Raw genomic sequence first — 8285 nt, 5'->3', positions numbered from 1 at the left:
TAATTTCATAATAAAAACACCCCAAAAGTTAGATTTTGTGTCTAACTTTTGGGGTGCACTTCATAATTCCTGCCGGACCTTTTTATTTGCCTTTAGTTTCTAACTGAGGCAAATACCCATTATTTAAATAGCTAATCGATAAATGTAACACTAATCCCAAGATTGAAAAACCATACATTGTTGCACTAATAAACATATTGGTCACACCTAGGATGATTAATCCAATCAAGATAAACTCTATAATTAGGTTTTGACTATTCGTCTTTAATTCATTCACGATCGTTTTGATAATAGGTTTTCCTACATACCAGAAGAATGCCAGTAGGGCAATGAATCCACTATAGAATAAAATCTCTAAATATCCGTTATGGACCCTATAGCTCTTTTTAACAATATAGCTATCTGGATCAATTTCTTTTGCAATTTTTTCCCAATTCCCAGAAGTATATCCAAAAATCGGTCTTTTCACTGAGAATTTAATAGCATCCTGCCAAATTGAAAAACGGTTATTTGAAATGTTTTTCGCATCGGTATCATTTCGTTGCAATGTTGCTAAAACTTTATAATTCCCGGTATTTTTATGTTCTTGATTAATCTTAGTAATAACCTGTGTATTGGCCTTTAGAATCACCTGAGAGCCTTGGTAAACTAAATGATATGATCCAAAAGTAATTAAACCAAACATTATTACATTTAGAACTTGTTTTTTTCGATCTTTCTTACAGATTGCAACGATAAAAATATATACAAATACTGCAGAAATAATAATTAAAGCCGTTCTAGAACCAGAAAGGACAATATAAGTAAAGTTACAGAATATTGCTAAATAAAGAAGGACTTTTAAAGGTCTAGAAACTTTATTTTGTAAATACCCTAAATATGTAATGGTTAATAGTGAAACCACAGATTGAATATTAGGATCTGTAAATACCCCAAACAGACGAGAATCGATAAATCCTTGTCGAAACACGTTCCCTTTATAGGATTCAATAATATAACCATCAAAGGTCACAAATTGGAATAGAGAAGCGATAACCGCCCCTGTAGATAACACTGCTAGAACACCACCAACACTTAATAAAGTTTGATTGGCTTGTTCTTTAGTAATAAAACTAATAAATGGATAGATTGAAAAGAAATATACGAAAAACACGATTAAGTCTTTTACATTATCAATATATCCGTACTTCATATTCACCACTAATGAAATGATGATAACAACAAATAACACTATTAGAGGTCGAATTCCTCTGGTTTTAGTCAAAGCTTTCTTCACAACAATATTATAAAGTCCGAAAAGTGCTCCTAATCCACTTAATAAAATTGTTACATAACTATTAGCATTGAAAAAATTTAGTGGAACAATAATACTCGTCATCATATATAAAGTGAAGAACAATAGATAGGATATTCCAAGTTTAAAATAGTTTTGCTCGAAAAAGTCTAAAATTTTCATAATCAGTTTGTATAACCTTGTATACTTTTACCTCCTTAAAGTTTAATTACTTTTTTAATATCGCCTGAAATAATAGCAAATAATGCGTAATAGACGACACAGCCTACAATTACCAATCCAGTATTTAACATAAAGCCTTTCGTTAAATTATATTCAAATGGAATGAAATAATCAACGGCTAATTTAATTGCAATAAAAGGTAAGGAAGCAATTGTATATCGTATAAAATTATTTTTTATCTTACGAATATCGTATAAAGAACGATCTCGAATAAATTTAACTTCTAAAAATAATACGATAACTTCCGCAAACACAGTCGTTAAAATATAATATTCTGGATTTTCTATACCGAAAATATATAACGCACTATTAAAAATCAAATTGAAGAATCCACCGACAAAATAAATTCTTGTTAAACTCAACTCATGTCCTTTTAGGAAAATGATCTGATTTGCAAAAATCGTATCTAAAGTCCATGATAAAATTCGAATCGAACAAATAATCATAGTCGGTACAGCTAATATATATTTCGGTCCTGCGTACAAGAATATAATGGATTGACTAACACAGGCTAATCCCATAGAAATCGGAATCACTAGGAATAGAAAAAGTCTACTTGTCTTTAACTGTAAATCATTAAATTTTTCAAACTGTTCTTCGGCATTATACTTAGCCAGTCTCGGAATACTAACAATAATAATAGAAACTACTACACCCGTAATCATCATCGATAAATTAAGTGATATCGTATAATAACTGATGTAAAGATTATTTTTTACTGAAGAAAGGAATAATCGGTCCAAAATCGTATATAACATATTCGCATTTGCAAGTAGTAGCATTGAAAACAAAGGCTTAAATACTTTTACTAATTCCTTTAATGGAATGCGAACTAATTTCACTTTCCTACGAATATAAATATAACTTGTAAAATAATTTAAGAAGTTTGCTACTGTCATAATCATTGCATAAGGAATGATGTCGTCACTATTTTTTACGAATACGAAGATGGAAACTAACATGAATACACGAACAAATAACGTCTTATACAAAATAAAATTGTAGCTTTCGAACGCTTCTGCCATCCATTCAACATATAGGAACTGTACAATAATTTGGAAAATAAAAATCCCGTATAATAGCATGTTATTAGGATTTGCAAACCAAATATACAGAATATAAACCAATGTAACTACGATTGAACTCAATGTACTAGCATAAAATAAAAGAGAAAAATTATGAGATGCTTTAGCCTTATTTTCTCTTACTCCACTAACCAGACGAATCCCATAGTTGTAAACCCCAAATCCAGCAAAAGGAATAAACCAGGCAGCTAATGAGTTTACTTTATTAAATTCTCCGAATAATTCTGGGTCCAAAATTCTTGTTAAATAAGGTCCTGTTAATAATGGAAAAATAATATTTAGTATTCTCACTAAAGTACTCGCTATTGCATTCACTTTAATGTTATTTTTACTCATTGCACACTCTCTTTCGTTTTAAATCAATTCTACTCTTGCTTCTTTACTATCTACAGGAACATAGATCTTATTTTGACGCCAATCATAATTGGTATTTGGAATCAAATAATCCTCACCATAATAAGCTTTCAAATAATCTACTGCATTTGTTGGCGCATAAGTTTTTGCTTCCATAAAAGTGACTTCTTTAAGGTCTTCCATAGGTAGTTCATAATAAAAAGCTTCAACATTGACAGGTTTATTTAATGCATTCATTCCGTACCAAATCATGGTCGTAGAAATCACATTATCGTCTACTCGGTCAAACAAAATTATATCAACATTTAACCCATTATAGGAAAACGAAATTTCTTTCACTTGATTTTGATAGATTAATTTACGATTCAATACAAAATTTCTTTTTGATAAAAACTCAATAATGGTTTCTAATTCATTCGAGTCTTTGGGACTCATCATTGCAAAATCCATATCGATATCGTGAGCTAAAATAGCCCCTTCTCTTTCATAACCTAGTAAAGTTCCAGCTTCAATCCAAATTTTGTGTCCTAACTGACGATTCACTTCTTCAAACTCTTTCAAAATTTGGTGAGCATTTTCTTTCAATAAGAGTTGACGGTCTCCATCAATCTTCTTATTTGCTAAATCATTTAAGTTTTTAATAATAGGCAACTTTAAAATTTTCTCTTTGTGGTTCCCTAATAAATGAGCCATTGTTGATTTTAGCCATTTTAACATCTTATGTTTACTCCCTAAACTCTTTTAATAATTATTTTGTATAGATTCTTATGAATCAATAGTAATAAGAATGATAATTTCCGCTTATTATTGAATAAAGAATTTCCTAAAATAAATTTCTTATACTTCTTCAAATTTTGAATTAATTGAGCTTCTAAAGCACTATCTTTGTACGCTTCATCTTTTAAAAGACGATCTAAAACGTAGAAATAAGCCCAACAGATACGAGTATCTGCTTGATATTGTAAATTAGGATATTTTTCTGCAACTATTTTTGCATTCTTTTCATAGGCTTCTATCACATTTAAAAATTTCGGAGTGAATTTTTGTGTAGTAATACTGTTTTCACGATGCATATAATAATACTTATGAACTTCTGTAGCTGCAATTTTTTGACATCTACTTAAAAGATCCACCATTAAAAATGCATCTTCAGCAATTTTTCCTTTTTCAAATCGGATTTGATTAAATAAACTCTTCTTATAGAGTTTATTTACTGCAGTTACTGAAAATATCTTTGCCTCAAGAACCATCTTAATGGCTTCTTCACTTGTCATTAAGTAAGGTTCATTCTTTGATTCATCTTTTAGAACTTGATCGTTATAAACATCATATAATCGACAGAAAGAAATCTCCGCATCATATTTTAAAAGATTTGAGAGTAAGACTTCATACATATCTTCATCAACATAGTCATCACTATCCACAAATCCAACGAAATCAGCAGTCGCTTTATCAACACCGTAGTTTCTGGCATCGGACAACCCACCATTATCTTTATGGTGGACGATAATTCGTGAATCACGTTTCGCAATTTCATCACAAAGCTTTCCGCTATTGTCGGTAGAACCATCATTAATTAAAAGAATCTCAATATTTTTATAGGATTGATTCATTAAAGATTCTACACATCGTTCTAAGTACTGCTCAACGTTATAAACAGGAACGATAATACTAATTTTTGGTTCCATAATACTCCCCTTTATATTTTTCATATCCATTCTCTAAATCAACAAATACAGCATCATGATGTGCAACTTGTTTTTCAACAGGAGGAGGTGTCATATAATCTCCAAATGCTGTTTTTAGATAAGCGTCATATCCAACAGGAATTGGCATCTCTGTTTGTTCAAACGGTAGGAACAATGCCGATTCAAAACTTTCAATTGGATATTTATTTTTCATATAACCAGGGCCTGCACACAACTCTGTAATCCCGTCACTTTCTTCACGAGTATACTTTGTCATCTCGCGCTCAGCCTTGCTCCAAATCTTATAGCGTAATGAACGTGTTGGGAATAATCCTAATAGGAATAAACTTCCCCATTTCATCAAACCACCATGTTTTTCTGGAATCGTTTGTGCACGGAATAATGAATAAATCAGTGCCCATCTCACTTGTTTCTTACGTTCTGATTCTGATTTTGGATAATAATCTAATGGAAGGATATCAATCGCTAAACCATGCGGAATCTCTAAATCTTGTTGATATGGTTTCACACAAGTCGTTTCTTTATCTCGAATCGTTACGAATAAATTACGGTCTAAGTAATGTTCGTCACTGTTTGACATCACATAACGCGCGTCCGCTTCTTTAGGCCACAATTCAATGAGTTTTTCATAGTCTTTTCGTGGCATAAAGAAATCTAAGTCATCATCCCACGGGATAAATCCTTTATGGCGAAGTGCTCCAATGGCCCCACCACCGCATAAATAACATAATAATTCATGTTGTTTGCAAAATGACACAAAATATTCTGCCATTTCTAAACATTTCTCCTGTAATGGTTCCATTGTTTCCCCACTTTCTTAAATATCCCATTTTGCCACTGTTTTAAATGGCGTCAATTTATCTTCCTCAAAGAAATGATAAATATCTTTCATTTCTTGAATTGGATTGGATTCAAAAATAATTAAATTTAAACGTGCATGTACTTTTGGATCAGACATGAATTGAACAGCTTCTTCAAAATCTTTACGACCAGAACGAGAACTGCCGACCCATGTCAATCCTTTTTCAAGAATATCTCGTGTATTTAGGGGAACTTCAAACTCGCTAACCCCCATCATTACAACTGCTCCTTGAGGTTGAATATGTCTGATAATTTCGCGATAAGCATCTTGTGTTCCACTTCCACCCACACATTCAATCGCATGGTCGAAGGTAAAATCTTCCGGAAGATTGCTCACATCATATACTTCATCCACAAATGAGAATAAACGTAATTTTTCTGGATCTTTCCCTACTACAATAATTGTTGATTCAGGGAATTTTGCTTTCGCAATCGTTGCTACGACATACGCTAAACTTCCAGAACCCCAAACCACAATACGATTATGACGACTATGGGCTACTTTATCAAAACGACGAAGTCCATGAACTCCCACTGATACGAATTCAGAAATGGCAGCAACTTTATCTGGGACCTCTTCATATTTCACAACGCGGTCGATTGGAATCGTTACAAATTCGCGCATGAATCCATCGTAACCACTTGAACGGAAGTATGTTCCATTCACATAGTTTTCGTAAAATTCAGTATTATGATCAAAGTCACGTGGTGGTTGGTTTGGAATCATTACCACATGATCTCCTGGCTTATAGGTTCCTGTTGGGTCCGCAACAACGATTCCACAACATTCATGAATCAATGCCATCGGTAATTTTTTTTGAAGAATTTTAGCAGGTCTTGTCCCTTGAAAATACCGTTGATCTGCATGACATAAGGCTAAGTAATTCGGTCTTACGACTACAGTATCTTTTTCATAAAAAGATACATCTTCATATTTAATTGAGAAAAACGATGGGCGAATGAGTTGATACACTCGATTAATCATTTTAAATCTCTCCTAACATCGCTTGCGCAATTTTTAAATCCGTAACGGTCGTAATTTTGATATTAGAGTATTCTCCTTCGACAAGAGCTACTTTTACATCATTCACCACGAATACTTTACAAGCGTCCGTTAAAATTTCTTTGACATCATCTGCCAAACCATCATACAAATCAGTGAAGGCTTGGATTTTAAATGTTTGAGGAGTTTGACCTTGATACATATGTGTTCTGTTTGGAATGGAAGAGATCACTTTACCATCAACGGATTCCACAATGGTATCATTTGCTATTACTACCGTATCCGCAACATCGAAGTTTTTCATTGCCTCGATATTGTCCACAATCATGCGGTATGAAACAAACGGACGAACCGCATCATGTGTAATCAGTACATCTTCACTAGAAAACGAGCTGCTATTCTTAATATCTGAAATAATACTTAAAATACTATCATTTCGATTACCCCCGCCACTCACCACGCGGATTTTGTCTTTATTTGTCAAAATGTGTTTGTCCAATAAATCATTGAAGTAGCTCACCCAGTTTGGATGAACAGCCACATAGACAACATCTACATCTGGAACAAACAAGAATTTTTCAACTGTATGAATAATAATTGGTTTGTTTCCTAATGGTAAAAATTGTTTTGGCATTTCTTGGATTCCCATACGAGTTCCGGTACCACCGGCTAAAATCCCTGCATAAATCATTTTCTACACCTCTTATTCTCCAATTAAGGAGTTGTTAAATAATATAAATCTTGTCTTTCTTGTAATAATGGATAAGTTTTAACAGTTGGTTGTCCCATCAATTTACGGATAGAATTACTATTTTCTAACAAGACATCATCTGTTGCATAAGAATAATAAATTTGTTCTCCCGCATTATTAGTCAACAATAATTGTCTTTCTTCAATAAATGATTGTGTTAAATTTTGACTGGTTACAGCTGGACCATAGGTATTTTTTAAAGCCATTACTTGTCCAATTGGTAAGTCAGTCTTCACATTTTTGCTAACAGCATTCATTAATTGTTCAAAGTTTGCTACTGAGCTAAAACTCATTAGTTTTTCAACTAATTTTTCAATAACGATTCTTTGACGTTTTTGACGGCCATAATCTCCTTCTGGATCATCATAACGCATACGTGCAAAACGTAAGGCACTTTCTCCGTCTAGTGTTTCTGTTTTTCCTTGGATAAATGCTCGTTCCTCATATGTAAAGGTTAATGGGCTCGTCACTTCGATTCCACCCACCGCATCAACAAACTCCATTAATCCTTCCATGTTAATTTGAACATAAAAGTCAATGGTTGTATCCAACAATTTTTCTACAGAATTGATTACCATAGGAGCTTTCCCATATGCATAGGCGTGGTTTAATTTATCATACCCACCTGTCCCGACAATCTCAGTATAAGTATCTCTAGGTAAACTTAATAATTGAGATTTTTTAGTAGTAGGATTAATTGTTAAAAGTAACATCGTGTCAGAACGCCCGTCTTCTTCGGTACGTCCGTATGCACCATTATCGATTCCTAGTAGCAAAACATTAATTGGTTTAGCATTTTTTATAATCTCATTGGCTTCTTGTTCTGTACGATTTCCAACGCTTTGAGTAATCGTATTAATCGTATTATTAATTTTACTTGCATAATACGTTCCTAGAACCGCAATAATTGCAAAAAGACAGATGAATACAAATGCTACACGGCCTTTTTTCTTTTTCTTTTGTTGACGTCTGCTTTGTCTACTCCATTCATTTGATTCGTTCATCG

Annotated in this window: 8 protein-coding genes; all 8 read right to left on the bottom strand. The window is 33.0% G+C overall.

Features of this window, described 5'->3' with window-relative positions; translation table 11 throughout:
- Positions 1 to 82: 82 nt before the first annotated feature.
- The 8 genes from ADH99_RS01390 to ADH99_RS01355 are packed head-to-tail and all read right to left on the bottom strand — an operon-like array spanning position 83 to position 8283.
- On the bottom strand, positions 83 to 1456 hold the full coding sequence (locus ADH99_RS01390) for an O-antigen ligase family protein (RefSeq protein WP_049555007.1): 1374 nt from the start codon (positions 1454 to 1456) through the stop codon (positions 83 to 85).
- A gap of 35 nt (positions 1457 to 1491) precedes the next feature.
- A complete protein-coding gene (locus ADH99_RS01385) occupies positions 1492 to 2937 on the bottom strand; it encodes an oligosaccharide flippase family protein (RefSeq protein WP_005606802.1) in 1446 nt (481 codons plus the stop codon).
- Between the two features lie 18 nt (positions 2938 to 2955).
- Positions 2956 to 3672 carry a hypothetical protein gene (locus tag ADH99_RS01380; protein ID WP_049555008.1) on the bottom strand — a complete coding sequence of 239 codons (717 nt, stop codon included), beginning with the start codon at positions 3670 to 3672 and terminating at the stop codon, positions 2956 to 2958.
- A gap of 14 nt (positions 3673 to 3686) precedes the next feature.
- Positions 3687 to 4643 (bottom strand): glycosyltransferase family 2 protein, encoded by a 957-nt coding sequence (locus ADH99_RS01375; protein WP_049555009.1) that lies wholly within the window; start codon positions 4641 to 4643, stop codon positions 3687 to 3689.
- The gene (locus ADH99_RS01370) at positions 4627 to 5466 is read right to left on the bottom strand and encodes a LicD family protein (RefSeq protein WP_005606805.1); all 840 of its coding nucleotides are present in this window, start codon (positions 5464 to 5466) and stop codon (positions 4627 to 4629) included. Before ADH99_RS01370 ends, ADH99_RS01375 begins: the two co-directional genes overlap by 17 nt.
- 15 nt (positions 5467 to 5481) lie before the next feature.
- A complete protein-coding gene (locus ADH99_RS01365) occupies positions 5482 to 6510 on the bottom strand; it encodes an alcohol dehydrogenase catalytic domain-containing protein (RefSeq protein ID WP_049555010.1) in 1029 nt (342 codons plus the stop codon).
- A gap of 1 nt (position 6511) precedes the next feature.
- Positions 6512 to 7219 carry an IspD/TarI family cytidylyltransferase gene (locus ADH99_RS01360; RefSeq protein WP_049555011.1) on the bottom strand — a complete coding sequence of 236 codons (708 nt, stop codon included), beginning with the start codon at positions 7217 to 7219 and terminating at the stop codon, positions 6512 to 6514.
- A 23-nt stretch (positions 7220 to 7242) separates the two neighbouring features.
- Positions 7243 to 8283, bottom strand: coding sequence for an LCP family protein (locus tag ADH99_RS01355; protein WP_049555012.1), 1041 nt, complete (start codon positions 8281 to 8283; stop codon positions 7243 to 7245).
- Positions 8284 to 8285 lie beyond the last annotated feature (2 nt).

Source organism: Granulicatella sp. 572.rep1_STHE, from assembly GCF_001073445.1.
Lineage (GTDB): Bacteria > Bacillota > Bacilli > Lactobacillales > Aerococcaceae > Granulicatella > Granulicatella adiacens.
The sequence above is the reverse complement of the archived record's forward strand: the minus strand, read 5'-3'. Positions and strand labels throughout refer to the sequence as shown.